Source organism: Streptomyces sp. NPDC026538, assembly GCF_055567535.1.
This window is the reverse complement of record NZ_JBVHQG010000006.1, coordinates 105476-131800: the sequence shown is the minus strand read 5'-3', so window position 1 is coordinate 131800 and position 26325 is coordinate 105476. Positions and strand designations below refer to the sequence as shown.

The 26325-nt window shown below is 68.8% G+C and carries 14 protein-coding genes and 6 pseudogenes; 6 read left to right on the top strand and 14 right to left on the bottom strand.

The window, feature by feature from the left end; translation table 11 throughout:
* Nucleotides 1-248 precede the first annotated feature (248 nt).
* Nucleotides 249-2288 (bottom strand): ATP-binding SpoIIE family protein phosphatase, encoded by a 2040-nt coding sequence (locus tag ACZ4N4_RS24360; RefSeq protein WP_467592805.1) that lies wholly within the window; start codon nt 2286-2288, stop codon nt 249-251.
* 66 nt (nt 2289-2354) lie between these two features.
* Between ACZ4N4_RS24360 and ACZ4N4_RS24355 the strand changes: the two genes are divergently transcribed.
* Nucleotides 2355-3707 carry a transposase gene (locus ACZ4N4_RS24355; protein ID WP_467592046.1) on the top strand — a complete coding sequence of 451 codons (1353 nt, stop codon included), beginning with the start codon at nt 2355-2357 and terminating at the stop codon, nt 3705-3707.
* Nucleotides 3708-3745: 38 nt separating this feature from the next.
* Nucleotides 3746-5740, top strand: coding sequence for a SpoIIE family protein phosphatase (locus ACZ4N4_RS24350; RefSeq protein WP_467592044.1), 1995 nt, complete (start codon nt 3746-3748; stop codon nt 5738-5740).
* On the opposite strand, the pseudogene ACZ4N4_RS24345 reads toward ACZ4N4_RS24350, so the two are convergent.
* From ACZ4N4_RS24345 to ACZ4N4_RS24320, 6 genes and pseudogenes are all read right to left on the bottom strand, one after another.
* Nucleotides 5732-6452, bottom strand: a pseudogene (locus tag ACZ4N4_RS24345) (transposase); the annotation flags it as partial. The gene ACZ4N4_RS24350 and the pseudogene ACZ4N4_RS24345 overlap by 9 nt on opposite strands.
* Nucleotides 6453-6663: 211 nt before the next feature.
* Nucleotides 6664-6840 carry a hypothetical protein gene (locus ACZ4N4_RS24340; RefSeq protein WP_467592042.1) on the bottom strand — a complete coding sequence of 59 codons (177 nt, stop codon included), beginning with the start codon at nt 6838-6840 and terminating at the stop codon, nt 6664-6666.
* A gap of 242 nt (nt 6841-7082) precedes the next feature.
* A pseudogene (locus ACZ4N4_RS24335) lies at nt 7083-7884 on the bottom strand (IS5 family transposase).
* A gap of 57 nt (nt 7885-7941) precedes the next feature.
* Nucleotides 7942-8325, bottom strand: a pseudogene (locus tag ACZ4N4_RS24330) (transposase); the annotation flags it as partial.
* A 5-nt stretch (nt 8326-8330) separates the two neighbouring features.
* Nucleotides 8331-8678: pseudogene (locus tag ACZ4N4_RS24325) on the bottom strand (integrase core domain-containing protein); the annotation flags it as partial.
* 419 nt (nt 8679-9097) lie between these two features.
* Nucleotides 9098-10159 carry a glycoside hydrolase family 19 protein gene (locus ACZ4N4_RS24320; RefSeq protein ID WP_467592040.1) on the bottom strand — a complete coding sequence of 354 codons (1062 nt, stop codon included), beginning with the start codon at nt 10157-10159 and terminating at the stop codon, nt 9098-9100.
* 523 nt (nt 10160-10682) lie between these two features.
* On the opposite strand from ACZ4N4_RS24320, the gene ACZ4N4_RS24315 reads away from it, so the two are divergent.
* Together ACZ4N4_RS24315 and tkt are read left to right on the top strand one after the other, a co-directional pair.
* Nucleotides 10683-11156, top strand: a complete 474-nt coding sequence (locus tag ACZ4N4_RS24315) for a hemerythrin domain-containing protein (protein WP_450768081.1) — start codon at nt 10683-10685, stop codon at nt 11154-11156.
* An 86-nt stretch (nt 11157-11242) separates the two neighbouring features.
* A complete protein-coding gene (gene tkt, locus ACZ4N4_RS24310; RefSeq protein WP_467592038.1) occupies nt 11243-13459 on the top strand; it encodes a transketolase in 2217 nt (738 codons plus the stop codon).
* Between the two features lie 617 nt (nt 13460-14076).
* Here the strand turns inward: tkt and ACZ4N4_RS24305 are convergent.
* Nucleotides 14077-16098 carry a CocE/NonD family hydrolase gene (locus ACZ4N4_RS24305; RefSeq protein ID WP_467592036.1) on the bottom strand — a complete coding sequence of 674 codons (2022 nt, stop codon included), beginning with the start codon at nt 16096-16098 and terminating at the stop codon, nt 14077-14079.
* A gap of 7 nt (nt 16099-16105) precedes the next feature.
* Nucleotides 16106-17416: an ATP-grasp domain-containing protein gene (locus tag ACZ4N4_RS24300; protein ID WP_467592034.1), complete on the bottom strand. Its 1311-nt coding sequence runs from the start codon at nt 17414-17416 to the stop codon at nt 16106-16108.
* Between the two features lie 419 nt (nt 17417-17835).
* Between ACZ4N4_RS24300 and ACZ4N4_RS24295 the strand changes: the two genes are divergently transcribed.
* Nucleotides 17836-19371 carry a CYTH and CHAD domain-containing protein gene (locus ACZ4N4_RS24295; protein WP_467592032.1) on the top strand — a complete coding sequence of 512 codons (1536 nt, stop codon included), beginning with the start codon at nt 17836-17838 and terminating at the stop codon, nt 19369-19371.
* Nucleotides 19372-20779: 1408 nt separating this feature from the next.
* Here the strand turns inward: ACZ4N4_RS24295 and ACZ4N4_RS24290 are convergent.
* Nucleotides 20780-21066, bottom strand: a pseudogene (locus ACZ4N4_RS24290) (hypothetical protein); the annotation flags it as partial.
* Between the two features lie 68 nt (nt 21067-21134).
* Complete coding sequence (locus tag ACZ4N4_RS24285) at nt 21135-21743, bottom strand: YdeI/OmpD-associated family protein (RefSeq protein WP_467592030.1); 609 nt, start codon at nt 21741-21743, stop codon at nt 21135-21137.
* On the opposite strand from ACZ4N4_RS24285, the gene ACZ4N4_RS24280 reads away from it, so the two are divergent.
* Nucleotides 21742-22371, top strand: a complete 630-nt coding sequence (locus ACZ4N4_RS24280; protein ID WP_467592802.1) for a helix-turn-helix domain-containing protein — start codon at nt 21742-21744, stop codon at nt 22369-22371. The two genes, ACZ4N4_RS24285 and ACZ4N4_RS24280, sit on opposite strands and share 2 nt — an antisense overlap.
* Here ACZ4N4_RS24280 and ACZ4N4_RS24275 read toward each other — a convergent pair.
* The 3 genes and pseudogenes from ACZ4N4_RS24275 to ACZ4N4_RS24265 all read right to left on the bottom strand — a co-directional run.
* Nucleotides 22298-22816 (bottom strand): annotated as a pseudogene (locus ACZ4N4_RS24275) (aldo/keto reductase); the annotation flags it as partial. The gene ACZ4N4_RS24280 and the pseudogene ACZ4N4_RS24275 sit on opposite strands and share 74 nt — an antisense overlap.
* A gap of 424 nt (nt 22817-23240) precedes the next feature.
* Nucleotides 23241-24353, bottom strand: a complete 1113-nt coding sequence (locus tag ACZ4N4_RS24270; RefSeq protein ID WP_467592028.1) for an alkene reductase — start codon at nt 24351-24353, stop codon at nt 23241-23243.
* Nucleotides 24354-24861: 508 nt separating this feature from the next.
* Nucleotides 24862-26208 (bottom strand): aldehyde dehydrogenase family protein, encoded by a 1347-nt coding sequence (locus ACZ4N4_RS24265; protein WP_467592026.1) that lies wholly within the window; start codon nt 26206-26208, stop codon nt 24862-24864.
* Nucleotides 26209-26325: the final 117 nt, after the last annotated feature.

The following is a 26325-nucleotide window of genomic DNA, read 5'->3' as shown; positions in this document are numbered from 1 at the left end:
CGATCCCGGCGCCCGACGGTCCCTTTCCCGAGACCCGATTCCGGCACCCCTGCTCAAGGGAGCCGCCCCCTGAGGTACCGCTCGGGGGCCGCTGGAACGGCGTCGCCCCGTGCCCAGTCGTGCCCGTTGCGTGCCCGTTCCGTTGGGACGCAGCGGGGACTCACGGGAAACAGCGGCGCCGCTCGCGCTCCGGCCCAGGTCAGTGCCTCGCCAGCGGCTCCGTTGACCGCGTGGGACAGCCAGGGGCCTCACGCGGTGGTCGATTTGAGTTGGGGAATCTCGGTCCAGACCGTTTTGCCGTGGGGGGAGTAGCGGACGCCCCAGTTCTGTGCGAGTTGGGCGATGATGAAAAGGCCGCGCCCGCCTTCGTCGACCGTCTTCGCGTGGCGCAACCGCGGCGCGAGGGGATTGCCGTCGAGGACCTCGCAGGTGAGTGTGCGGTCCTTGATGAGCTGCAACCGCAGAGGCGGGGTGCCGTAGCGGACGGCGTTGGTGACCAGTTCACTGACGATCATTTCTGTGGTGTAGGCGGTTTCCTCATCCACTCCCCAAAGGGTGAGCTGATGTTGGGCGTGGGTGCGCGCCGTGGCGACAGCTTTGGGGTGTTGGTCGAGATGCCACGCGGCGACCTGGTCGGCGGGGAGTGTGTGGATGCGGGCGAGGAGCAGGATGACGTCACCGTGGCGGGTGTCGTTCCGCAGCCGGTATAGCGCGTCGTCGCATAGCTCTTGCAGTGGCCGCTCAGGGTGGGCCAGCACCCGTTGGAGGGTGTCTGGGGACGGGGAGGTGCGCAGGAGGGATGCGGTGTAGAAGGCCAGGACGCTGCCGTCGGCGACAGAGATCGTCGTGGCGGCGAAGGGGGGTCCCTCGACACCGCCCAAGGGAGGTCCGCTCGGCAGGTCAGGGATCTCGGTCCTCCCGTCGGTATGGGCGATGACGGGTGGGGGGTGGCCGGCCAGGGCGATGGTGCAGGTCTGGGCGAGCGGGTCGTAGACCGCGTACACGCAGCTTGCCGTGAGTGGCTGCCGGTGCAGGGGGTCGCCGGGCGGCAGAGCTGCGCGTTCCTGGGCCAGGCTTATGGCGGTGTCGTTGAGGCGTGCGAGCAGCTCGTCGGGTTCCAGGTCGAGTGTGGCGAGGGAGCGGTGGGCGGTCCGTAGCTGTCCCATGGTGGTGGCCGCGTGGATGCCATGGCCGGCGACTTCGCCGACCACCAGTGCGGTGCGGGCGCCGGATAGGGCGAAGGTGTCGAACCCGCTACCGCCGCCCGCCTGGGACGGCACGTGCAGGTGCGCGGTTTCCACGGTGGTCTGCGACGCCGGGCTGGGAGGCAGCACGTGGCGCTGGATTGTCGAGGCGATGGTGTGCTCGCGGGTGTAGCGGCGGGCGTTGTCGATGCACAGCGCGGTGTGAGCGGCCGCTGCGATGGCGAGGGCGACATCGTCTTCGTCGTAGATGTCCGCCTGGTCGGTGCGGTATAGGCTCAGCAGGCCGAGCACGGTGCCACGCAGCGTCAGGGGTGCAGTGATCAGGCCATGGGCACCGGATGCGCGGATCGCCTCGGCGTGCGGCGGGACGGCGGCCAGCCAGGGCGTGTCGGGGCCCAGGGCGACGAGGCGGGGCTTGAGGTCGGCCAGCGTCTGGGCGTATGGCGTGGGGAACGGCAGATCGCGCACGTCACCCACCGGATGTGCCTGGATCTGCTCGTCGCCGCCGCTGTGGCCGAAGGCGGCTCGGCGCAGCGGTATCTCCCGTTCCAGAGGGCTCGGCGGAGGGTCTTCACCGCGTATCACCGCGTCCACCACTTCCACCACGGCGATGTCGGCGAGGTCCGGCACCACCGCCTGCACCAGTTCCCGGCAGGTGGCCACCACGTCGAGGGTCCGTCCCACGTGCTCGCGCACCGAGCCGAGGACGCGCAGATGGGCGCGTACCTTTTCGCGTTCGGTGACATCGAGCATCTCCGCCAGCACCCCCCAGATCCTCCCCTGCGAGTCCTCCAGGCGAGATGCCGAGACGGAGAACAGGTACTCCGGGCCCGGCGCGCCCTTCGCACGCACCCCCACCAGTCGCCCCCGCGCGGGCGTGCCGCTCGACAGCACGCCGTGCAGCATCGCCTCCACGTCACCGGGTGCGGATAGGTCGTATACGTCGGCGATGTGCCGGCCGACGATCTGTCGCGGGGGCGCTGCGTGCAGAACAGGCCTGATTAGGTGGATTCGTAGGATGCGCAGATCCGTGTCCAAGATCAGCAGACTTGTAGGGGACTGGTCGAACAGAGCTTCCAGCACTGCAGCACCCTCGACGGGCGAGATGGCTTCGTTTTGCGCCACGGCAACCCACCTCCACTGTCCAGCTTGTGCGCCGCTCCCTCGCTTCGCGAAACGGGTCGGACGTCGGGGCTCTGGGTTGCCGCCTACCTCTCGGCCTGGGTCGTCATCTGCGACGGGACCCTGCTGCGCGCGCCCGACGAGCCGACGGTCACCTGGCGCTACCCGAAACGGGCCGGTGACCGGCTGGAGTTCGGCTACCCGCTGCTGCGGCTCGTGGTCCTGGTCGAGTACGGCACCCGCGCGATCCTGGCCGCCGCGTTCGGACCCGAGAGCGACGTCGAACTCACTTATGCGCAGCGCCTGTTGAACGTGCTGGACGGCACGATGCTGCTGCTGGCGGATGCCGGCTTCGACGGCAGCGAATTCGCCCGGGACGTCCACGCCACCGGTGCGCAGTTCCTGGTGCGGTCCTCCGCCCGCCGCATCCCCACCCCCGCCCGGCACCTCGCCGACGGCTCCTACCTGGCCCGGATCGGCTACGGCGTCCTGCCCGCCCTGCTGACCGTCCGCGTCATCGAGGCCGACGTCACCCTCGCCCTGGCTGATGGCACCGTCCGCCACGAGCAGTGGCGGCTGCTGACCAGCCTCCTGGACGCCACGCGTTACCCCGCTACCGAGCTGATCACCCTCTATCACGAGCGGTGGCAGGCCGAGACCACGTATTTCTCGATCAAGGCCACGATGCTCGACGGTCGCGTCCTGCGCTCGCGCAGCCTGTCCGGGCCCGACCAAGAGGTCTATGCCCTGCTCACCACCTACCAGGCCCTGATCCGCATTGCCGTCGACACCGCCTGCACCCGGCCCGGCCTGGACATGGATCGCATCAGCTTCACAGTCCTGCTGGCCACCGCCGCCGACACTGTCATCAACGCGACCGGCATCCTGCCCCCTGCAGGACCCGCCGACCTCGCCGGCACCATCGGCCGGACCGTCCTCGACGCCCTGCACCCCACCCGCCACCGGCACCGCGTCAAGGCCCGCACCCGCAAGAACCCCACCAGCAAATACGGACCGAACGCCGGACAACACCCCGCGACCAGCCAGAACTACACCATCCATACCGCCATCACGTTCTTCGAGCACGGACTCGCGAACCGCTCCGGAAGTAAACGCAACGGTGTTGACTTCAGGGCTTCCTTCCAGGCCGGCAGTGCCTCACCCTCGCGGCGGAGGTGGGGCATGACGAGTCCGGTGCCGGGAGGGGCAACCTCGCCGCGCAGCGGGCCGTCTCCGCGGGAGCGAGGTCGCTGCTACAGGCGCTGGCACTCAGCGACTGTGTCACCGAACTGCCTCCGCCAAGTTCCTGCCGTCGTCACTCGCCGCAGATGGTCAGACACCACCTTTATGGAGATATCACAGCAAAATGCGCGAACATAGCTGAAGAGGCTGTTTTGGTATGCGCTAGGGAGCCGCAGATGGACGCCTTGGACGAACTTCATCGAAGCGCTTGCCCATCGGCTCTTCTGACGCTGGACGGTGCCGTGCGCGACCTCAACGCTGCTATGGCCACGGCGCTGGGCAGACCGGCGGAGCAGTGCCTGGGGCGTGACTTCGTTGATCTGTGGCCTGCAAGCCAGCGGATGTCGGCCGAAAATCTGGTGGCCCACGCCGCCAGGGCGGATGCGGTCGCGATGCGGGAGCTGCACTTTCCCGGGGAACACGGAATACCCGTTACCTGTTTGTTTGAGGCGCGACAGGTGAAGGATCCCGCCGGTGACAAGCGGCTGATATGGGTGCGCGTCCTGGATGCACGAAACGACCTGGCCAGCCTGCTGATCCCGTTCCGGCTGGCCACCGCGGCCGCCGGCCTCGGCCTGTGGATGTATTCACCCGAGAGGGACCAGCTGGAGTGGCTCGGTGGCCTACCCAGCCTGGTCGCGCTCGTCCCGGATCCAACTGCGCCGATGTCCAAAATAATCTCGGCAATACACCCCGCCGACAGGGAGGCCTTCCAGCAGCTCCTGCGCTCGGCCTCCATCCAGCAGTCCCCCTGGGTGAGGCAGCGCTACCACACCCTGCACGACGGCTGGCACCGACTGGCCGTTCAAGTCAGTCGGCTCCAGCTGGGCTTTGACGGCCCCGAACGGATCTTCGTGGTGGTCCGCGACGACACCAAGCAGGAGAAGCGCAAGCAGAAGGCGCAGGCCGCGCTGACTGCCGAGCGACAGCGCGCCAAGGACACCGCCGACTTCTCCTCCGCTTTGATCACCGCAGCCACGGAGCAGGAACTGCAGCAGGTCGTCCTGACCCGGCTCGCCGCGACCTTCGGCGCCTTCGGCACCGTGCTCGCACTCGTCGACGACAACCGCCTGTGCATCTCCACCGATGCCAGGAGAGACATGCGCGCGGTCGAGGCCCTGCACGGCCTGCGGCTGGACCAGCCGATCCCGCTGTCCGAGGCCATCCGTACCGGCAAGCCGCAGTTCATCACCGATCGGGAGGACTTCACCCGCCGCTGGCCGCACGCCCCACTTCTGCGGTTCCTCCAGCTCGGCTCCGACTACGCCATCTCGATCACCCCCCTCAGCGAGCCCGGCGATCAGCCACTCGGGGCCTGGTCGATGCTCTACCCCCGCGGATACCTGTTGTCCCTGGATGAGCAGACCCTCGTGGGCACGCTGGCTCGCCTGGCCGGCCAGGCACTCAAGCGGATCAGGTTGCAACAGGCACACGTCGAGCTGGCCACGGCGCTGCAGCAGACCATGCTCCCCACGCTGCCCGAGCACCTCCCGGGCCTGGAGGTCGCCGCCCGCTACCAACCCAGCCGGGACGGGCTGGACATCGGCGGAGACTGGTACGACGCCTTCATGATGCCCGACGGCGCGATCGCACTGGAGATCGGCGACGTCCAGGGGCACGACGTCGACGCCGCAGCCCTCATGGGACAGGTTCGCTTGTCCCTGCGCGCGATCGCCGCCCAGGAACCGGATCCCGGAACCGTGCTGACCCGCACCAACGAGCTACTCATCACGACCGCCCCCGCCCGATTCGCCAGCTGCACCCTGCTGCACATCGACCCGCACGATGGACAGGTCACCGGCACCAGCGCCGGTCATGTGCCGCTGCTGTGCGCACACAGAGACGGGAGCCACGAGGTCCGCGAGCTGCCGGGCGGGCCAGTCCTGGGCGTCCTGCCCGGCACCGAATACCGCAAGGAGATCTTCACCCTGGACGACGACAGCGCGCTGGTCATGGTCACCGACGGCGTGGTCGAAGGACCAGGCCTGGCCCTGGAAGCCGGACTGGAACGAGCCGGAACACTAGCCGCCCAAGCCGTCCACGACGGACTGAACGCCGACGAGACCGCTGACCGCATCCTCGACGCCGCGATCGCGGTCGACCACCTCGACGACGTGGCCGTGCTGGTCATTCGACGCGCTTACAATACTGACTTCGGCTCGTCAAGGTGACGCTGTGTTGTCGAGAGTCGGGCTGGTGCCCACTATGAAGCCGTCGAGGGTGTCGGGCCGGTACTGAAGGCGTTTGAGCCGGTTGCGGACGAGGGTTTCCAGGCGGTCGAGGGCGAGGACGGCGAGGTTGGCCAGACTGCGCTTGACGTGTGCCCATACCCACTCGACGGGGTTGAGATCGGGCGAGTGGGCAGGCAGAAGGAACACCGTCAGCCAGGCCCGCTCGGCGATCAGTTCATGCATGGCGTGGGAGACATGGGTGTTCAGGCGGTCCCAGACCAGCACGATCGGCGCCTTGACGAGCTGGTGGGTGCCGTCGATCAGCGTGATGAAGTCGCGCTCGCTCATGCTGCGGCGCTTGCCCTTGCCCGAGGGGTGGGTGCGCAGGCGGTGGCAGAGCCGGGTGCGGGACCGGCCGCATCGCGATCAGTCCAGCCATGGACAGGCGTCCCGAGCGTCGTCCGCTCACCGTCACCTGCGGTGTGCGGCCGCGCCCGGCCCCAGGTACGTCCTTTGGGCGGCCGTCGGGTGAAGCCTGCCTCGTCCTCGAAGCAGATGTAGCCTCCGCAGGCCGCCCGGGCTCTTTTACCTCCGCCCAGGTCGCCTCCTTCCAGGCGGTCACGGCCTGCTCGTCGCGCTCAGCCACCCGCCGCATGGGCACCTGCGGACTGAAGCCGAGCTGGTGCATGAGCCTCGTGGCACCCGAGACGGGGTGTGTCAATTTAACGGCCCTGTCTCACATACGGTGGTGACTGAGAGTTGTGAGAGTGCGGAACGTGGGCTCTTGTCCGTTTCGTGGTTGAGGTTGGGGAAGGGCCGCTGGTCGCGGGTGGGGGGTGGTTTTCAGAGGGCGGTATGAGACCTGATGTCCGATTCTTCGTTGCGTGCGGGACAAGCGGCCAGGCCGTAGCGACGTCGGCCGGCTACGGCCGAGGCTGGGTGAACAAGGCTGGCTCGGTCTCGGCCAGGATCCCGCGGTCGGCCAGCCGGCTGAGCTTGAGGCGGACGTTGTTGATGTTGTTGGGCGCGACCGCCACGTCCATCGCCTCGCACACCTGCCGGGCCCGCAGCGGGTGGTCGGCCGCGGCGAACACCGCCATGATCTGCTGGTAGGCCGGATGGTCCGGCAGCTTCGGAGCCTGCGGCGCGGGTGGTCGCGGGTCGGGCAGCTCCAGCAGTGTTTTGCGGGTGATCCGGACTTCCTCGGCGGCCCGGCCGAGTTCGTCGAGCTGTGCGGTCAGCTGCGTGATCTGTTCCCGCGTGGTCTCGGCCTGCGCGGTGATCTCGCGTTCCCGCTACTCCAGCCGTGCCAGTACCGCGCCGAGTGTCAGCTCCCGGCCGGTCATGCGGTGCGCCAGGCCGGCGTGGTCGCCGCGGTCAGCCGGCGCAGTATCACCGCGGTCATCGCCCAGTACACCCGCGACTCCGAACTGCGGGGCAGATGCTCGTAGTCGCGCACCAGCCTGCGGTGCAACATCAAGATTCCATAGGCGCGTTCCACGACCCACCGCTTGGCCTGGGGAACCAACCCGATCTGCGCGGGATTGCGCTCCACGACCTCCACCTCGATGCCCACCTTCTCCCCGTGCGCAACGACGGCGTTCTTGAAGCCCTGGTCGACCAGGGCTTTCTCCACGGTGTCGGTGTCGGCGGCGACCTTGTCCAGCAGCGCGATGCCGACGGCATTCTCGTGCGCGGACGCGGCCACCACGACCACCGCGATCACCAACCCCAACACGTCAACGGCCAGGCCGCGCTTGCGGCCCGGTACTTTTTTTGCCGCGTCACGCCCCGTCGTCTGCGCGGGCACTCCGGCCGCCGCGTGCACGCTCTGGGTGTCGAGCACCACCAGGCTCGGGTCCGCCTTCCGGCGCGCTATTTCCCGCACCTGCCAGCGCAGCAGGTCGTGAATGGTCTGGTCGATGCCGTCGTCACGCCAGGTGTAGAAGTAGTACTTCACCGCGCCGGGTGGCGGAAAGTCGTGTGGGAGCAGGTCCCACTGGCAACCGGTCCGGCCCTGGTAGAGCAGTGCGTTGACGATCTCCCGCATCGCGTACCGGCCCTGATGGCCGCTGACCGAGGGATGTGCGGCCTTCCACGCGGCGATCACCGGCTCGACCAGCGCCCACTGCTCAGTCGCTCACGTCGGTCTTGTAGGACTAGCTGTATTGCCCTGTGAGACGCCTCAGGGCTCTAACTCGTCAAGCTGCGGCAGCGAGTGCGGTGGGGAAGGCCTTGTGCTCGTCGAACCGTTCGCGGCCCCGGAGACAGTGGTAGAGCTGGCCGATCATGCGGTTGAAGAGGTTCCTCTGGGCGGCGGCGTGCCAGTCTCCGGCGTCGTCCCGCCGTCGCCGGTAGTGCGCCTTGGCTCCGGGTGAGGCGGTGATGGCGGAGAACGCCCAGAGGTAGCCGACGTGGTTGAGTCGATCGTTTTTCACCCATCGGCGAGTGATGCTCGACTTCTTGCCCGAAGCTCTGGTGATGGGCGATGCGCCGGCGTATGCCTTCAGGCCGCGGGCATGGGCGAAGCGTTCACGGTCGTCACCGATCTCGGCGAACACCCGCGCGCCGAGCTGGACGCCGAGCGCCGCTAATACCGGATTAGGTGGGGGACGCGGCTGGCGGGTGGTTGGCCTTTCAGCGCGGTGTGTCCGCGGTGGTGATTGTAGGTGTGCAGCCACTCGGGGAACGCCTCGCGTCGTTCCTGTTCTGAGCGGTAGGGGCGGGCGTAGGTCCATTCGTCGAGCAGGGTGCGGTTGAGGCGTTCGACCTTGCCGTTGGTCTGGGGCCGGTAGGGCCGGGTTCGCTTGTGGGTGATCCCGGCCGCTGCCAGGGCGTCGCGCTAGTCGCGTGAGCGGTAGCAGGCTCCGTTGTCGGTCAGGAACCGTTCGACGGTGATCCCGCAGGCGGTGAAGAACGCTTGGGCGCGGGTCCAGAAGGCGGTCGGTCAGGGGTGCATTACGGTGGGGCCACGAGGGCCTTTCTGTTGGTGTAGACATCGCAATCCACACCGAACCGGAAGGCCCTCACCTGTTCAAGATCCCTCAACCGAGACCTGGCTCAACCGTCCACAACCTCCCCGGACAGAACAACTAGCGCTCACTCACGGCGACCAGCCCAACATGCCCATGGCCGCTGACCGGCCAGGATGCCGCACCGCCAGACGTTCAGGTGACGACAAAACCCCTATGCCCTCTCATACCGCCCTCTGAGACCCCACCAGGAGCTTCGCCGTTCTGAATCGCCAACCCCGACGGCTTCCTGATCAGGTGGAAAATCCTCATTGATTCGGTACTGGGGAGGCGGCTGTTCGGTTGGTGAGAAGGCTTGGTGGTCGGACGTTCCGACGAGTGGCGGTCAGCAGGTGAGGTTGGAGCCTGCGGGGACGCCGAGGATGGAGGTGAAGGAGAGGTAGTCGTTGACACGGTCCTGCATCTCGGCGGTGTTGCCGCCGTTGCACTCGAGGCTGCCGTTGATGCTGCGGATGGTCTCGCCGAAGCCCGCGCCGTTGACCATGGCGTTGTGTCCGGTCATCGTGCCGGGGCCGGTCTGGGTGTTCCAGTACCACAGGCCGGTCTTCCAGGAGATCGCCGAGTCGGACGCAACCAGGCCGGGGTTGTCCAGTAGGTCGACACCGAGTGCGTCGCCGGCGGCCTTGTAGTTGAAGTTCCAGCTGAGCTGCATCGGGCCGCGTCCGTAGTAGGAGTAGGTGCCGGCGGGGCAGCCGTAGGGCTCACTCGCGCAGTAGTTCCCGGACTGGTCGACCTCGTTGACGTAGACGAGGCCGCCGGTCTCGTGGTCGACGTTGGCCAGGAACGCCGCGGCCTCCTGCTTCTGCACGGTAGCGCTGCCGGTGGTGGCGAATCCGGGGTAGGCGCTGAGCGCGGCCACCAGGCCGCTGTAGGTGTAGAAGGAGTTCCGGTTCGGGAACATCTGGTTGAACTGGGCTTCGCTGACCACGAATCCGCCGGTGCCGCCGCCCGTGCCTCCTCCACCGGAGCCGCCGGTGCAGGTGTAGGGGGACCAATACCAGGTGCTGATGGTGGGGTCGTATCCGGGGTTGTCGTGGGTGGCGACGTAGTACTGGCCGTTGGGGGTGTACTGCACGATGGCGCCGGTCGCATAGGACTGTCCGGCCACCCAGGCGGGGTAGTTGCAGCTGCCGCCGCCGGTGCCTCCTCCGCTGGAGCCACCGCAAACTCCTTGGTCGGCCCAGACCGCGGCGACGCCGGGCGTCTCGCCCTGTGTCCACCACTTGGCCTGCCAGTTGTCGCCGTTGTAGGAGGCGGTCATGCCGCCGGTGTAGACCGCGCCTGAGCTCCAGGCCGCGGCGCAGTCCGCCGCCGCCGCGGGGCTCGCGGCGCCGAAGACGGTGAACGCGCCGAGAAGGCAGGCCAGTACGGCCAGCAGGGCTGTCATGCACCTGCCATAGGCGGGTCTGCGATGCTCGCTGGGCGTGGTTGGGCTCATCTGCCACTCCAGAGGTAGGGGGTGAGTGGTGACCTCAGCAGCAAAGCGTGATTGGTCCAGACCAGTCAAGGGTCAGGTAGGGACATTTGTCAGGGCATGGGCAATAGTTACGTCCCCTGTCCCGCGGCGGAGCCGCGGGCGGATCGTGGACGGCTTGAGATCTGCATCGTCTCCGGATGTCGTCGGGGCTTGTCTCTTGGTCGGCGCGGCGACCCCCACCAGGCTGCTGGGCGGAACGTCTCGCCGGTCCGTCTCCTCCGCCGCGACCGGACCCGACCGGCCCGGCTCGCCGGCGGCGAGACCGGCGACGGCGCCGACAACGTGCTGTCGATCTTGCCGATGCCGGCCTCAGATGAGTCGGACGCACTGCCCGGGGTAACCGGGGCGTGGAAGCCGATCGGCTTTCGGTATTCCCACCGGCGAGAACATCCCGCTCCTTGCGGGACGTGCCGGACAACGCGAAGGCGGGCCCATGGACGCGATTGTGCTGCTCAAGGACGACCACCAGACGGTCGAGAAGCTGTTCAAGGAGTTCGAGCAGGCCGGAGACCGTGCCTACAAGACCAAGCGGAAGATCGCCGACAAGGTGATCGAGGAGCTGACGGTCCACGCCTGGATCGAGGAGAAGATCTTCTACCCCGCCGCACGCGCCGCCGTGCCGGACACCACCGACCACGTGCTGGAGAGCGTTGAGGAACACCACGTCGTCCTGTGGATGCTCTCCGAGCTGGCGGGCCTGGATCCCGAGGACGAGCGGTTCGACGCCAAGATGACCGTTCTCATCGAGAACGTGCGGCACCACGTCGAGGAGGAAGAGAAGGAGTGGTTCCCCAAGGTCCGCTCCGCTCTCGGCCGCAGCCGGCTGGGCGAACTGGGCGAGCAACTCGCCGCTGCAAAGCCCGACGCTCCGCACGATCCGCTCCAGGTGCCCAGCGCGCACGAATGACCCCCACGGGGCGGCCCGGCGGCCCGGGCTCCGTACGCCCCCATGGACGGCAGAACCAGCCACCGGTAGTTCTGAGGAGCAACGGCATGACGAGTGAACAGCCCGACACCACTTCCCGACCGGACCGGTCGGTGACGATGCCCCTGGCGGATCGTACGGGGTGGGACGAGGTGGACGTACGGGCGGTGGACACCGCACGGTTGCTGGCGGCCGACGCGGTTCAGAAGGTCGGCAACGGCCATCCCGGCACCGCGATGAGCCTCGCCCCGCTGGCGCATCTCCTGTTCCAGAACGTCATGCGGCACGATCCCGGCGACGACCAGTGGCTGGGCCGCGACCGGTTCGTGCTCTCCTGCGGGCACTCCAGCCTGACCCTCTACATCCAGCTCTACCTGACCGGCTACGGCCTGAAGCTGTCGGATCTGGAGGCGTACCGCACCTGGGGCTCGGCCACTCCGGGCCACCCCGAGCACCGGCACACGCGAGGTGTGGAGATCACCACGGGCCCGCTCGGTCAGGGGCTGGCGAGCGCGGTCGGCATGGCGATGGCGGCCCGGCGCGAACGTGGTCTGCTCGACCCCGACGCCGAGCCGGGCAGCAGTCCCTTCGACCACCATGTCTACGTCGTCGCCTCCGACGGCGACATGATGGAAGGCGTCACCGGCGAGGCGGCTTCCCTGGCGGGCCATCAGGAGCTGGGCAACCTGGTCGTCTTCTACGACTCCAACCACATCTCGATCGAGGACGACACCGACGTCGCCTTCAGCGAGGACGTTCCGGCCCGCTACGCCGCCTACGGCTGGCACGTTCAGACCGTCGACTGGACGGTCACTGGCGACTACACCGAGGACGTCGACGCGCTGCTGGCCGCCGTCCGTACCGCACAGGACGAGGACGGCCGGCCCTCGCTGATCATGCTGCGCACCCTGATCGGCTGGCCCGCTCCCACCAAGCAGAACACCGGCAAGGCCCACGGCTCCGCGCTGGGCGAGGACGAGGTCGCCGCGACCAAGCGGTTGTTGGGGTTCGACCCCGAGCGTCACTTCGTCGTGGAGGACGCGGTGTTGGCGCGGACCCGGCAGGCCGCCGACCGCGGGCGGCGGTTGCGCGGCGAGTGGGACGAGGCGTTCGCGGTGTGGCGGACGGCCAATCCGGCGCGCGCCGAACTCCTGGACCGGCTGCAGGCGCAGCGGTTGCCGGATGGCTGGACCGAGGCCCTGCCCGACTTCCCCGCCGACCCCAAGGGGATGTCCACCCGTGCCGCGTCCGGCGAGGTACTCAGCGCGCTGGCCCCGGTGCTGCCGGAGTTGTGGGGTGGTTCCGCCGACCTGGCCGGGAGCAACAACACCACCATGGACGGCGAGCCGTCCTTCGTACCGGCCGACCGCCAGACCAAGGACTGGAAGGGCGGCCCCTACGGCCGCACCCTGCATTTCGGCATCCGCGAGCACGCCATGGGCGCGATCCTCAACGGCATCGCCCTGCAGAGCCTGACCCGCCCCTACGGCGGCACGTTCCTGACCTTCTCGGACTACATGCGCCCGGCTGTCCGCCTGGCCGCGCTCATGAAGCTGCCCACCACCTATGTGTGGACCCACGACTCCATCGGCCTGGGCGAGGACGGCCCCACCCACCAGCCGGTGGAGCACCTGGCCGCGCTGCGCGCCATACCGGGCCTGGACGTGGTCCGCCCTGCCGACGCGAACGAGACCGCCGCCTGCTGGCGCACCGTCCTGGAACACCGGGACCGCCCCGCCGCACTGGTCCTGACCAGGCAGAACGTTCCCGTGCTTGACCGCGGCAACGGTGCCTGCGCTCCCGTTCGGGACGCTGCCCGCGGCGGATACGTCCTCGCCGACGCCGCGCACCGTACCGTGCCGGACGTCATCCTCGTGGCGACCGGCTCCGAGGTGCACATCGCCCTTGAGGCCCGCACACTGCTGCAGGCCGATGGCCTGGCCGTGCGGGTCGTGTCGATGCCGTGCCGGGAGTGGTTCGCCGCTCAGCCCCCGGCCTACCAGGACGAGGTCCTCCCGCCGGCCGTGCGGGCCCGGGTCAGCGTCGAGGCGGCGGTGGGGCAGGGCTGGCGGGACGTGGTCGGCGACGCCGGACACATCGTCAGCCTGGAGCACTACGGCGCCTCCGCCGACTACCAGCGCCTGTACACCGAGTTCGGTATCACGCCCGAGGCGGTCGCCGCAGCCGCCCGCGACAGCATCCGCGATGCCGGCCGCGCCCCGCGCCCCGGCGGCCACCCACATACCTCCGCTCCCACCAGCGGCGGCAGCGGAGACCGCCCCTGACAGCTCGGCACCGCTCCCGCACCCGTGGGCGCACACGGGTACGGGTCCACCTTCAGCGCCACGATCAGCGCACCCGATACTCCCGACCCGGGCCAACGCTTGCCGCTGGCCCGGTGGAACCCCCGGCGCGAGTTACTTGCCATCACGGGCCAAAGTGAACATCGAAGTTATAGCTGCCTGCCGCGCGCCGCTGTCGACAGGCAGCGCCGCGCTTTGGAACACTTCGGGCGCGGGGTCGGTGTCGCAGGCGCCGAGATCGGCGGGGCTCCGTCGACCAGGCCGGGCAGGCCAAGGTAGGAGCGGACCGAACGCGAGGCCGCGTCCAGCCCTGTCTCGGGCGACGGGCTTGCACGGACCAGCCGTTCGTGGCCTGTCCTCCTACGAGGGTGCCGTTCTGTTCTTGTCGCCGGGGTGCCTTGGGCCCATCTTCGAGTGTTGCTGGGCCCGTTCAGGATGATCCGTGGGCGGCGTTGATCAGCCGGTCCAGAAGCGCCTCGGCGACAACGGGGTTGGAAGGTCCCGCCGAGGTGGTGCTCGGCCGGACAGCGGCCTCGGTGCTGCCGGCCGTGACACGCCTGCTCGGCGGGCACGCCCCCGGGGGCGAGAGTGCGGACCGTCTACAGCGCGTCCCTGGGGACCGACTCGTTCCAGGTGCGCGAGGCGACGCGTCGGCCGCCCTCGTAGGCGTCCAGCGTGGCGTTGACGTGGAACATTTCGGAGTCGCAGGTCAACGTGGTGCTCGTGCGGACCTGTACATCCCAGTCCTGGCGACGAAAACTCATGGTCCACGTCACCTCGCCGGCCGGTGAGGTGACGTCCTCCGCGACCGAGGTGTACCGCTCGTGGACGCGGCAGCCGACGTCCAGGTCCATCGCGTCGTAGTGGACCGTGCCGCGGTCCTTGACGATGTTCAACGCCGCCCGGTAGTCGATCAGATCGCGGCTCACCTCCCAGCGCTGCTCGGGCGGGGTCACCTGGGTCGTCGTGATGGGGGCCGTGCCTTCGGGTGCCTCGAAGGGGACCGAGGTATCCGGTTCGTCGGCGGGGCGGACCGGCAGGAAGAGGCGGCACGGTCGCTCGTGGACGGTCAGGAGCGTGGGCCGTGGCGGTGGCCAGGCCAACGGCCAGTACGACGTGGACAGCGAAAGCCTTATGCGGTGGCCCGGCGGGAATGCCTGCGCCACACCGTTCAAGTGCAGTGTGGCCCGGACGGGTTGACCCGGTTCCAAGCGGGCGGGCTCGTCCGTGCCGTCCCGACGGGTGAGGTTGAGGACGCCGTATGTGACCCGGGTGGCGCTGCCGTCCGGGGCCACGTCCGACAGCCGGGCGGCCACCATGGCCACCGGCTGGTCCGCGCTCACCTCCAGTTCGATGCGAGGCGCCCCGAGGATCTCCAGCCGATCCGTCAACGGCTCGGTCTCGTAGACCAGGGAGCCGCCGTCCTCCTCCCGCTGGTCGTAGGGCAGGTCCGGCGGGGCGTTGTAGGAGGCCCACTTGCCGGCGAACTGGCCCACGGACAGCGGGGACCGCAGCGTCTGGCTTCCGCCGTCGTCGGGAGCTTCGTCCGCGGTGGTGAGGTGGCGCGAGCGCAGCGCGTACGGGGTGTCGTGAACGTGCTCCGAGGGCCATGTCCGCTCGTCGACCCACCGGCCGGGGCGTTCCTCGTACGAGGTGGAGGGTGGCGCGCTGTCCTGCATCCACGCCCGGAGCATCGGGCCGTCCATCGCCCCGTTGTCGGCCCCCTTCAGCCAGTGGTCCCACCAGCGCACCACTTCCTGGAGGTAGCCGATGGCGGGTCCGGGTTCGCCGAGGTGGGGGTACTTGTGGGACCAGGGGCCGATCAAGCCCTTGCGTGGTACGTCCAGATGGGCGAGCAGGCGGGTCACCGCGTTGGAGTATCCGTCGGCCCAGCCGCTGGAGGCGAGGACGGGGCAGCGTACGGCCCTGTAGTCCTCGCACACCGACGCGTGCCTCCAGTAGCTGTCGCGGCGTTGGTGGCGCAGCCAGTTCAGGACCCACGGTTCGGCGGCTTCCAGACGCTCGTGCCACATCGCGCGCCAGCGGTCGCCGACGGCGGACGGGTCCGGCGGGCAGGTGGCGTAGGCGAACATGGTTCCCGCCTCGGCGAGGTTGTCGGACAGCATTGCGCCGCCCATGTAGTGCATGTCGTCGGAGTAACGGTCGTCGGTGAACGAGGAGATGACGATGGCGCGCAGACTGCTGGGACGCCGGGCGGCGACCTGTAGGGCCGCGAACGCGCCCCAGGAGATGCCCATCATCCCGGTCGTGCCGTCGCACCAGGGCCGCGTGGCCAGCCAGTCGAGTACCGCCTCGGCGTCGCTCTGCTCGACTTCCAGGTACTCGTCGGTGAGGACGCCCTCGGAGTCACCGGTACCGCGCAGGTCCACGCGGACGCACGCATAGCCGTGCCCGGCGATGTAGGGGTGGTGGATCGAGTCGCGGACCGAACTCAGATCGCCCTTGCGGTACGGGATGTACTCCAGGATCGCGGGGACGGGGGAGTCGTCCGAGGAGACCGGGCGCCAGACGCGTGCCGACAGGTGGACGCCGTCCGGCATCGGGATCCTGACGTGGTCCTCTTGCCTGGTGGTGTGGGGGAGGTTGTCGATGTATCGCATACGTCTCTCAGGCCGTGCGGTCGGTCGTGGGGTCGTTCGGGCGGTCGAAGGCAAGTCGTAGCGCGGCGACACAGCGGTCGTACTTCTCGCGCAGGTCGTGCTCGTCGGAACCGCCGGTGAAGATGTGCGCCACCTCGTAGCTGTAACTGTCCTGCTGGTCGACGTCCGACAGACGTTGGCCCTCGTTGGGCACGACGTCGATGCGGACGCCGGGTATCTCCTTCTCGATGCGGGCCAGTTCCTCGGGCTGCGGCACCTCGCGTACGACGCCGTCGGCGAACCAGCGGTAGTACCACTTGGCGGCCAGGGCGTACGGTCCCTGCCCGGACGGCATGGCCGGATCCTCGCCCAGGGCGAGGGCGAGCATGCAGTGGTGGTTGGGCACGCCGTCGACGTAGTCGAAGAGCTCCGCGTGCGCCTGGGAGTGGCGGGGGTTGATCTCCAGGATCGAGATCCCGTCGGTGGCCGGATCATAGAAGAACTCGATGCTGAAGGTCGCCTGCCGCCAGCCGATGTGGCGCATCACCCGCTTCGACACCTCCTGCAGGCGCTCCTGCACCGGTTCAGGCAGGGCGGAGGGGTACTGGTGGCGCAGGAAGCTGGTGGAATCCGGGTAGTTGATCGAGTCGAGAACGCCGTACACGATGATCTCGCCGTCGTGCTCGTATCCCTCGACCGCGACCTGGACGCCGTTGAGCGTCTCCTCGGCGAGACAGACCTGGCCGCCGACGCCGGCCATCTCCTGCGGCAGGTCGATCCTGTCCAGGATGTACTCGAAGGGGCGGCCCACCCGGTGGATGCCCTGGCCGATGTGTTCCACGGCGGTGCGGAATTCCTCCATGTCCTTCACGCCGTAGGCGAGTTCGGAGGAGTACGACAGCGCCGGCTTGAGCCACATGGGGAACCGCACGCCCTCCGGCGGCTGCGGGTCGGACGTGTCGAGGTCCACCCGGCCGAAGCGCGGGTGCTCCGTGGCGACCTCCTGCTGCACGAGACGGCTCCAGTACTTGTGCTCGCACCTGACCACCGATTCCAGACTGGTGGCGCGCGTCCCGTACTCCTTCGAGAGCATGGCGACGAGCGTGCTCACCGGGAAGTCCCAGTAGCCGACGATCGCGTCGATCGGTTCGTCGAAGCCGTCCAGCACGCTCCGGGCGCGGTCGATCAGTTCCGGTACGGTCACCTCGCCGTGCTGGAGCTCGTGGATGGTCAGGAGGCGGTGGAAACGCAGCTCCTCGGCGTGGGGGACGGTCCGAAGGGTCCGTAGATTGGCCTCGTCGAGACCGACGACGAATACGTTGCGGGGGCGTGGGCTCACTGACGGCTCCAGGGTTCGGTGCAGGGAACCGGCCGTGTACCCACGGGCCGATCAGGCACACGGCAAAACCCCCGGCGGCGTCAGGGCCCTCAGAGGTGGAACGGATCCCTTCGGACGGAGCCTGTCGGATGTCGCTGGCGCAGTACTCCGCCGGCCCGGTCGAGTTCGGCGGCGTACCGCGCGCCGAACGTGACATGGCAACCGCGACCCGTCAACTCGTCGGCGATAGGGAGACCGAGACCGTGGGAGCCGCCGGTGACCGCGGTGGACAGGCCGTGAGGGGATCCGGATACCCGGCATGGCGATGGTGCCGGGAGGAAAGTGTCTGCCTGTCTTCGCGGACCGCCCCTCGCCCGAGCGCGCGGAGGGAGGGGGATCCTGCGGTGTTTGTTCCGGGCTGAGGTGTGTACGCGAAGAAGATGACGCACTCGAAGCGAGAAACAGAGCGAAAGTACGAAGCTCCGTCGGCGGACGATACGACCTGGCTGCCCGACCTCGCCGGGGTGGGCGGCATCGTGTCCGTCGTGGATCAGGGCACCGAAGAACTGGACGCCGTGTACTACGACACGGACGACCTGCGGCTGGTCGGCGCCTCGGCAACACTCAGGCGAAGGATGGGCGGGGACGACGCGGGCTGGCATCTCAAACTGCCGCTGTCCGGGGACAGCCGGGAGGAAGTACAGGCCCCGCTGTCCGAAACCCTCCCGAACACCCTGCGCGACCTGGCTCTTTCCCGTACCCGAGGGGCGGATGTGCGGCCGGTCGTCCGAATCCGTTCCACTCGTGGTGTACGGCAGCTCGTCGGGTCCGGGAGCACCGTCCTCGCTGAGCTGAGCATCGACTCGGTCCGCGCCGAGTCCCTGCTCGCGAGCGCCACGCGGGCCTCCTGGACCGAGATGGAGGTCGAACTGGCACCGGACACTGACCCGGCCCTCTTGGGCAGCCTGGACAAGACGCTGCGCCGGAGCGGCGTAGACCGCGCGCACGCGCCGTCCAAGCTGGCCCGAGCACTGGAGGAGACGGCGGTGGGAGCGCCCCGGCTGTCGGGCGGGTGCACCGCCGAGACCGTGCCTGGATCCGCCGGTGAAGGGATCCTCCGCTACGTTGAAGGGCAGGTCCGGACTCTGGTGAGCCTGGACCCCGCGGTACGGCGTGATGTGCCCGACTCGGTGCACAGGATGCGCGTCACTTGCCGACGGCTGCGCAGCGTGCTGCGCTCCTACCGGTCCGTCCTGGACCGGAAGGTCACCGATCCCATCCGCGAGGAACTCAAGTGGTTGGGAAACGAGCTGGGCGCGGAACGCGACCAGGAGGTACTTACGGAGCGGCTGAGTTCGAAGATCGAGGCTCTGCCTTCGGAACTGGCTTTCGGCCCCGTTGCCGCACGGCTGCAGAGGTGGGACGTCAGCAACAGTACGGAGGCCCACCGGCGTACCCTCGGCGCCCTAGACTCACCCCGTTACCTCGCCCTACTGGACTCTCTGGCCGAGTTGACGGAACGGCCGCCGGTACGCGGCAAGGCCGACCGGGAGCCGGAGAGGGTCACGGCCAAGGCCATTCTCAAGGAATACGATCGTCTCGCCGGTCGTATGGCCCATGCGCTGGAACTCGCGCCGGGGACAGAACGTGACGTGGCCCTCCACGAGGCCCGCAAGGCGGCCAAGAAGACCCGGTACGCCACGGAGCCGGCCCGCGCCGCACTCGGCAAGCCCGCCAAGCGTCTGGGCAAGCGCGTCAAAGCCGTCCAGAAGGTGCTCGGGAACCACCAGGACAGCGTCGTGGCACGTGATGCCCTGCGCGAGTTGGCCGTGGCGGCACACGAGGCCGGCGAACCCGGCTTCGCCTGGGGCCTGTTGTACGGACGGGAACAAGCCGAGGCCGACAGGCACGAACGAGAGCTGCCGACGGTATGGGCTGACGCCGCGAGGCACGATCCGCGCAAGGCGCTCGACTAGACGTGCGACCCGGCCGCAGCCTCATGGGGGTCGACCAGATGAAGTCGCCCGCGACGACGAGTCCCGACCTGAAGACGGCAGCGGTCTTCTCGCAGTGTCCTGTACCTGTGCTCGGCCAGGGGAGGCGCGGACGCATGTGTTCGGGATTTCAGCGCTGCGCCGGCCCGGGCGGAGTGTCGAAGTCGTCGGTGCCGGTTGTCCGGCGGTGCGGGGGAAGCAACAGGTCGTCTATGGTCCAGGGGTCCGCGACGGCTCCGGTGGGGGGTCCATCCGTAGCGTTCAAGCCCGCCGGGCCCAGACCTGTGCGTCCTGTGCAAGCCCTGCGTCCATCAGCCAGCCGACGGCCGCTTCGTATGCCTCGTCGACGCCGGCTGCGAGGGCACGTTCACACCAGGACAGGGCTGCCTCCAGCTGCCCGCGTGCTGCCAGTTCCGCGGCCGCCGTCAGCAGTGATTTGAGCGTCTCCGGCCTGCGCTGCACGGTCGAACCAGACGACGCATTCGTCTGTGAGGCCGGCCCAGGCCAGCACGACGCCGGTCCCCGCATGGCTTCGGCCGGTGCACAACCCGGCAGCCGCTCGAACCAGCCTGCCACCGCATCTGCCCCCCGGCGTGGATAGCTCCTCGGCTGCGAGACGGGCGACTCGTGCGTGCCCTGCGGTATAGGCCTGCTCGAACCAGGGGACTGCCTCCTCGAGCCGGTCCGCATCACTGAGCAGACGTGCGATTTTCATGTTGTCGCCGGCCTTCGACCACAGGCGGCAGGCAACTTCCATCAGTCCTCTGGCCTCGGCCGCGGCGCCGAGTTCTCGAGCGGCATCGCCCTCGCAGTGCTGGACAGCGGCTTGCCAGAACAGAGCGGGGACGGGACGGACGCGCTGTGTGCTTCGGGCGTGATCGACGCCCCGGCTGCGGAGTTCTGCTCAGTTCACCGAAGTACCCGGGGCCCGGCCAGATCGTTCCCAGGACCAGAACCGGCCCTCGGGACGGCTCTTCCAGGAGGCTGCGAAGCCCGGCGGCGATCGGTTCGCCGTAATCGGGATGCAGCAGGTAGTGGTGTGCCTCGTTGAGCCATACCACTGTCCTCGGGCCGACATGTTGAAGATCGGCGAGCGCGGCACGGGGCCGGTCGGGATCGTAGGGATGCCACAGCCGCCAGTCGTCAGGCAGGTGCCTGAGAGCTTCGAAGCAGGCTCTCGTTTTACCCGACGAGGACGTGCCCACGAGCATCACCACTTGGCTTTCGCCTTCGACGGCCCGGGCAACGGTCTGTCGTAACTCCCTGTCGTGCTCGCTTTCCACGTAGGCCGGCAGACCCGTGCTGCCGAGCAGTGTGATCGCCGGATGGACCTCCAGGCGATAGGGGTCGATCTCCCGGACGAAGCGGCCGAGGGGTTCCTCGAGTTGTGGCCGAAGGTGCGCTCGACGCCCCAGCGCCGCGGAATCATCCTGAGTCCTTCGGCGCCCGGCCCGCGTTGGACGACTCCGACGTCGACTTCGACGCCGACGCCGACGCCGACGCCGATGCCGCGCCCGATGCCGAGGCGGGCGCCGTGGTCGATGGCTTTGGTGCGGTGGCCGGTGTCGGCCCCTGCTTTGGTCACGCGGGGTGAGCGGCGGCGATGTGGGACATCAGGTGTATGCCGACGTCGTCGGAGACACTCGCTGCGGTGACCCAGACGGCCAGGAGCAGGCCGGCTGCCGCCGCGGCCGCAGGCGTGCCAGGCCCTCAAGGCGCTGCACGGCTGCGGTCCCTCTCCGCGACTACGGGTACAGCTTTTCGCCCTTGGCCAGCATCGCTACGTACTTCTCGATCCGGCGCGCCCGGGTCTCGGGCCTCTTGGCGTCTTGGACCCGGTACAGGATCGCGTAGCGGTTCTGCCGGTCCAGTGTCTCGAAGAACTCCGCCGCGGCCGGGTCGGCGGTCAGGGCCGCCGCGAGGTCGTCCGGCACCGTGGCGTTCTTCGCCCCGTCGTAGGCCGCCTCCCAGCGGCCGTCTGCCTTGGCGCGGTCGACCTCGGCCTGCCCCGGGGGATGCATCCGGCCCTGCTCGATCAGGGCGGCCACCTTGTCCCGGTTGACCTTGGACCACTTGCTGCGCGGCTTGCGCGGGGTGAACCGCTGGAGCCACCACTGGTCGTCGAACTTGGCCTTCTGGCCGTCGATCCAGCCGTAGCAGAGTGCCACGTCGAGCGCCTGGGCGTAGTCCAGCGCGACGATTCCGGGGCCCTTCTTGCGAAGCTTGAGCCAGATGCCGGGCGAGACGGCGTGATTCTCGCCGAGCCATGCCTGGAATGCCTCGGCGGATTCGAATGCGACGATCTCCAAGTCCTGAGTCACCCCAGCAGCGAACCACACCCGGCCGGTGGGCATGACGCATTCGGGCCCGGCCCCGGATGCGGGATGCCCGTGGACCTGCGTGATCATCTGTGTTCTCGACGCAGAACGATCATGCGGGAGCCACGGGCTTGCCCAACCGTACGACGTCGCTGCTCGACCTCGACGAGACAGTGAAGGCCTGCCCGACCTGCGGGGGTGTTCCACCCAGGTGAAAGGCTCGGCGGTGACCCGGCCACGCGATCTCCCTTACGGCGAGAGCGGATTGGAGTTCCGCTGGCACAAGCGCCGCTGGTGGTGCCGCGAGGCCGGCTGCCCTCGCCGGTCCTTCACCGAGCAGATCCCGCAGATGCCGGCCGGTGCCCGGCTGACCGCCCGGCTGCGGGGTACGGCCGGGCGCCGCATACGGGATGCCGGCTGCACGATCATCCAGGTCGCGCGGGATCTGCGTCTGTCCTGGCCGACCGTGATGGAAGCCTCCGCACGCAGGCCCGCGACATCGCCGAGGCACCTCCGCCGCAGGTCGCAGTCCTGGGCATCGATAAGACCCGGCGCGGACGGCCCAGGCGCCACTTGCCGGGATCCGCATCTCATTCCCGGCGGGCCGCAGCCACCTGCGCCGCCAGCGGTTCGAGCAAGGAGAGTTCGGTCGCGGACAGGGTGAGCGCCGTCGCGGCGGCGTTCTCCCGCAGTCGGGCGGACCTGCGGGAGCCGGGTATGGGCAGGACGGTGAGGCCGTGGACGCGGGACTGTTGGTGCAGCCAGGCCAACGCGATCTGTGCGGGGGTCGCGGCGTGGTCCGCGCCGATCGCGCGGACGGCTTCGAGGAGCGCGTAGTTGGTGCGAGCGTGTTCGCCGGTGAACCGGGGCATCGACAACCGGGTGTCGCCCGGGCTCAGTTCGCTGTTGTCGGGGAGCGCGCCGGTGAGCAGGCCACGGCCGAGAGGCGAGTACGCGACGAATGCCACGCCGAGTTCCGCGGCCGTGGGGACCGCCGACGTCTCGACGTCGCGGCTGAAGAGCGACCACTCGGACTGCAGCGCGGTGATCGGGTGGACGGTGTGGGCCGCGCGCAGTTCGGGGCCGGTCACCTCGCAGAGCCCTAACTGATTCTTTCAGAATGAGCCGTTGGCTGACCGCCCACCGTCGTCCTCTGCCGTCGTAGCCGCGAGCGTCGCTTTGGCGCGCTTCTCAGAGGGCGGTACGTGACTTGATGTCTGTATTGCCCTGTCGGCTGGAGTAGGCAGGCTGCTCGGAGGGCCGCCGGGCGGCTATGGTCGCGGCTGGGCGAACAATCCCTGCTCGGTCTCGACCAGGATGCCGCGCTCGGTCAGCCGCTTGAGTTTCAGGCGGGTGTTGTTCATGTTGTTGGGCGCGATCTCCATGTCCATCGCCTCGCAGACCTGCCGTGCCCGCAGCGGGGCGTGATCGCCGGCGTGACCGCGGGCTCACAGGGGCGGGCACAGTGTCGCCGGTCGGGCGCCTGTCCATGGGTGAGTGGGGCTGCCGCATGGACAGGCGTGACCGTGGGCCTCAAGCCGCTTCGAGGAAGGGATAGTCGGTGTAGCCCTCGGCGCCCGGCCCGTAGAACAGTTCCGGCCGCGGCTCGTTCTCCGGGTGGCCACCCTGCCAGCGCTCGACCAGGTCGGGGTTGGCGATGAGAGCCCGGCCCACGACCACGGCGTCGGCGTGGCCGGCCTCGATCTGCTGGAGCGCCTGCTCGCGGGTGGTCTGCCCCCCGAAGGGGCCGTTGTTGACGATCAGCTTGCCGTCGAAGCGCCGCCGCAGCTCCTGTACAAGGTCGCCGCCCGGCTCGGTGTGCAGTACGGAGAGGTAGGCCAGGCCCAGCGAGCGCAGTTGGTCGAGCAGGGTGCCGTAGGTGGCCAGGACGTCGTCCCGGTCGGTCTCGAAGACGTCCCCGAAGTCGACCTCCGGCGAGATCCGCAGCCCGACCCGATCGGCACCGACGGCCTGGGCGATGGCCGTGACGACCTCGACGACGAAGCGGGCGCGGTTGTTCGGCGAGCCGCCGTATCCATCGGTGCGCTGGTTGGCCGCCGGGGAGAGGAACTGGTGGAGCAGGTAGCCGTTGGCGCCGTGGATTTCCACGCCGTCCGCTCCCGCCTCGATGGCCCGGCGGGCCGCGGTGACGAAGTCCTCCACTGCTGCCCGGATCTCTGCGGTGGTCATCGCTTCCGGTACGGGGTAGGGCTGTTCGCCCTTCTCGGTGAACGTCTTATTGTCGATGGCGATCGCGCTGGGGGCGAGGATGCGGCGGCCGCCGTTGATGTCGGGGTGGGTGCCACGGCCGGCGTGCATGATCTGCAGGACGATGCGGCCGCCCTCGGCGTGCACCGCCTCGAACACCCGCTGCCAGCCGGCCGCCTGCTCGTCGGTGGCGATGCCCGGCTCACCGACATACCCCTGCGACGCGCGGTCGGGGTAGGTGCCCTCGGTGATGATCATTCCGACGCTCGCCCGCTGCCGGTAGTGCTCGACCATGAGGTCCCCGGGGATGCCGGAGGAGCCGGCGCGGACCCGGGTCAGCGGTGCCATGACGATGCGGTTGGTGAGCTCGATCTTCCCGAGTGCGACGGGGGAGAAAAGCGACGGAACGGGCGAAGCTTCTGAAGTGTTGACAGGCATGGGTTTTCTTTCTGTGATATGGAGGGAGATGGGATGAATGTCTGCGGCGCAGGGGGTCCAGGCTGTCCCGGGGCAGGCGCGGATGCGGTCCTCGGGCAGGCGCGGGCCCGCCGGCGGTGACGCGGTTCCAGGACCGCGATCGGGGTGTGGGTGGTGTTGGCGGCGAACGCGGTGAGAGCCGCATGCCGTCGGCGTCGGTGTCGACGCCGGTCAAGTGCAACTGCCCGCCGGGGTACGGGTGTTCACTCCTTGCGCACGATCAGCGGCCGGCCAGGTGACGAAGTCTTGGGTGCCGCCGCCGGAGTCGGTACGGATCGGTGTCTGCAGCGCGCGCCGCGGCCGACTCCCTTGACGCGCCCCCGCGATGAGGACCGATACACGGCTTCGCCTGGAACGCGAGTGCGGCGGGGGTGGGAACAGCGATCTCAGGGATCCTCATTCTCACCGGCCTGCGGCACGTCCGCCGGCCGATCGCCCATCGGACAGCCTGCTTCACGAAAGCGCGAGGCTAGTTGAGCGGGACGTCCGCGACGGCCTTGAGGTGGCTGAACGTCTCGAGGGAATACCGGCCGTGGTACCGGCCCATGCCGCTTTCGCCGACGCCACCGAACGGCAGGCCGGTCATGAGCAGCTGCATCACCGGCTGGCCCCAGGCGACGCCGCCGGAGGACGTCTCGTTCACCAGGCGCGACTTGGTGGCCTCGGACGTGGTGAAGGCGTAGAGCGCGAGGGGCTTGTCGCGTTCGTTGATGAAGGCGATGGCGGCATCGAGGTCTTCGACTTCGACGACGGCGAGGATCGGACCGAAGATCTCCTCCTGCATGACCGGCGACGCGGGGTCGACATCGGTGAGAACCGTCGGTGCGATGAACAGGTCGTCGCGGTCGTGCCGGCCTCCCACCGCCGCCCGGCCGGAGTCCAGCAGACGGGTGAGCCGGTCGAAATGCCGCTCGTTGATGATCCGGCCGAAGTCGGACGCGGTCTGCGGGCTGGTGCCGAACTGGGTGTCGACCGCCGCACGCAGGGCGGGAACCAGTGCGGCGGCGGTGGCAGGATCGGCCAGGACATAGTCGGGGGCTATGCACTGCTGCCCCGCGTTGCCGAACTTGGCGCCCACCAGCCGCTTCGCGGTCTCCTCCACGTCGGCGTCGGGCGCCACGAAGACCGGCGACTTGCCCCCGAGTTCGAGCGTGACGGGGGTGAGGTTCTTGGCGGCCGCGGCCATGACGATCCGGCCGACCGTGCCATTGCCGGTGTAGAAGATGTGGTCGAAGCGTTGTGCCAGGAGGGCCGTGGTCTCCTCGGCGCCTCCCTCGACCACGGTGAGCACATCGGCGTCGAAGTACTCACGCAGGAGTCGTGAAGCGACCGCCGAGGTGTGCACCGACATCTCGCTCGGCTTGGCCACCACGGTGTTCCCGGCGGCCAGCGCGCCGATGATGGGGTCGATGAGAAGGTGCAGCGGGAAGTTCCACGGAGCGATCACCAGGACGACCCCGAGCGGGTCGTACGTGGTGTAGGCCGTGGTCGTGGGACCGAAGTGGGCGGGAACCTCCACCGGGCGGGGCTGAAGCCAGTTTTCGAGGTTCGCCAGTGCCTCGTCGATGTCGGCGACGGTGAAGTCGATCTCCTGCGTCTTGGCCTCGGCGGGGTTCTTCCTCAGATCCGCCCAGAGGGCTTCGGTCAGTTCCTGCTCGTTCTCGACCAGAAGGGCCCGCAGCCGCTGCAGCTGGCTGACGCGCCAGTCCAGGCCGCGGGTGACGCCGGTGTTGAACGTCGCACGGAGGCGGCCGACCGCCTCCGCGGCCGTTTCCGTCCGGTGCGTCCTCGACTCGGTCGCCTGTGTTGTGGTCATGGGGTGTGCTCCGTTCTTGATGCAGGCCGCGCCGTCAAAGACGTTCGTGGCATGCCGTAGTACCGGTGATGGGCAACCCGGTGGATGACGGATGAAGGGTCAATCCGTGCCTTCACC

Bases quoted from the DNA above. Each gene is read 5' to 3' on its own strand.
- ACZ4N4_RS24350 (WP_467592044.1), top strand. From the start codon at position 3,746: ATGGACGCCTTGGACGAACTTCATCGAAGCGCTTGCCCATCGGCTCTT.
- ACZ4N4_RS24340 (WP_467592042.1), bottom strand. From the start codon at position 6,840: ATGGCGGTGTTCGCCGCGGCCGACCACCCGCTGCGGGCCCGGCAGGTG.
- ACZ4N4_RS24320 (WP_467592040.1), bottom strand. From the start codon at position 10,159: ATGACAGCCCTGCTGGCCGTACTGGCCTGCCTTCTCGGCGCGTTCACC.
- ACZ4N4_RS24315 (WP_450768081.1), top strand. From the start codon at position 10,683: ATGGACGCGATTGTGCTGCTCAAGGACGACCACCAGACGGTCGAGAAG.
- tkt (WP_467592038.1), top strand. From the start codon at position 11,243: ATGACGAGTGAACAGCCCGACACCACTTCCCGACCGGACCGGTCGGTG.
- ACZ4N4_RS24305 (WP_467592036.1), bottom strand. From the start codon at position 16,098: ATGCGATACATCGACAACCTCCCCCACACCACCAGGCAAGAGGACCAC.
- ACZ4N4_RS24295 (WP_467592032.1), top strand. From the start codon at position 17,836: ATGACGCACTCGAAGCGAGAAACAGAGCGAAAGTACGAAGCTCCGTCG.
- ACZ4N4_RS24280 (WP_467592802.1), top strand. From the start codon at position 21,742: ATGACGCATTCGGGCCCGGCCCCGGATGCGGGATGCCCGTGGACCTGC.
- ACZ4N4_RS24285 (WP_467592030.1), bottom strand. From the start codon at position 21,743: ATGCCCACCGGCCGGGTGTGGTTCGCTGCTGGGGTGACTCAGGACTTG.
- ACZ4N4_RS24270 (WP_467592028.1), bottom strand. From the start codon at position 24,353: ATGCCTGTCAACACTTCAGAAGCTTCGCCCGTTCCGTCGCTTTTCTCC.
- ACZ4N4_RS24265 (WP_467592026.1), bottom strand. From the start codon at position 26,208: ATGACCACAACACAGGCGACCGAGTCGAGGACGCACCGGACGGAAACG.